This window comes from Nocardioides jensenii JCM 1364 = NBRC 14755, from assembly GCF_001552535.1.
GTDB lineage: Bacteria > Actinomycetota > Actinomycetes > Propionibacteriales > Nocardioidaceae > Nocardioides > Nocardioides jensenii.
Genome location: NZ_BCRJ01000176.1, coordinates 1 through 1269, shown reverse-complemented (window position 1 = coordinate 1269; position 1269 = coordinate 1). Strand labels below are relative to the sequence as shown.

Below are 1269 nucleotides of genomic sequence, written 5' to 3'. Positions count from 1 at the left end.
CGGCCCGGCGATGTCAGCGAGCCCGCGGCCGGTGAGCCCGCGGCAGGCGACCCCGCGACCGGTGAGCCCTCAGCCGGTGCGCCCGCGGCAGGCGACCCCACGACCGGCGTCGTCGACGACGATCCTCACGCCGGCCTGGTGCGCCGGCGTCGCAAGCGCGGGTGGTTCAAGCGTCACAAGTCGCTGACCGTCCTGCTGTTGGTCGCGCTGGTGCTGCTGGCGATCCTGATCGGCTGGCTGTTCTACCTCAACAACAAGGTCGACGACGTACGCCGTTTCGACGTCGACCTCGGTGAGGGGCGACCGCCGCAGGGCGAGGGCGTCGACTTCCTGCTGATGGGTGTCGACGACCTGGACGGCTCCCGCGACGTGGGCGAGAGCGTCTACGACATGCTCGAGTCCGGCACCTGGAAGCCCGGGATCGCCCGCAGCGACACGATGATGGTGCTGCACCTGGAGGCGGACAAGAAGGCCGCCCAGCTGGTCTCGGTCCCCCGCGACTCCTACGTCGACATCCCCGGCCACGGGAAGTCCAAGATCAACGCCGCGTTCTCGTGGGGCGGCCCGGAGCTGGCCGCGAAGACCGTGGAGCAGAACCTCGGCATCCGGCTCGACCACCTGGTGATCATCGACTTCGACGGGTTCAAGGACGTCACCGCGGCGATCGGCGGGGTCAACGTGTTCGTCCCCGAGACGCTGACCGATCCGCGGTCGAACTCAGTCGACTGGGAGCGAGGGTTCCATCACCTCGAGGGCGACGAGGCGCTGCACTACGTGCGCACCCGCTACAGCCTGCCCGACGGCGACTTCGGGCGGATCCATCGGCAACAGAACTTCCTGCGCACCGTGCTCGACAAGCTGACCTCGCGCGGCGTACTCCTCAACCCGATCAAGGTCACCCGGCTGGCCAACACCCTCGCCGGCCTGCTGATGGTCGACGACGGCCTGACCAACGCCGAGTTCCGCGACCTGGCCCTGGCCGGACGGCACCTGCGCAGCAACGCGTTGCGCTTCCTGACCATCCCCAACTCCGGCAGCGCGATGGTCGGCGACGCCAGTGTGGTCAAGGTCCGCCTGCCGCTGGCCCGAAAGATGTTCGACGCGATCGAGCAGGACCAGTTCGAGTCCTGGTACGCCAAGCACGAGGTCAGCGAGCTGCCGCCGAGCAACCAGGTGAAGTGATCGGCGGGCCGGTCAAAATCACAGGCTCCCCTGTGAAACTGCCCGATCAACAGGAAGTTTCATGCGGATCGGTCAGTTTCACAGGGC

1 protein-coding gene is annotated in these 1269 nt (G+C 67.8%); it reads left to right on the top strand.

All coding sequences use genetic code 11. The annotated features are described in order from the left end of the window. Positions 1 to 1182: LCP family protein (locus NJ4_RS24825; RefSeq protein ID WP_067442123.1), on the top strand; the 1182-nt coding region annotated here is incomplete at its 5' end. Positions 1183 to 1269 lie beyond the last annotated feature (87 nt).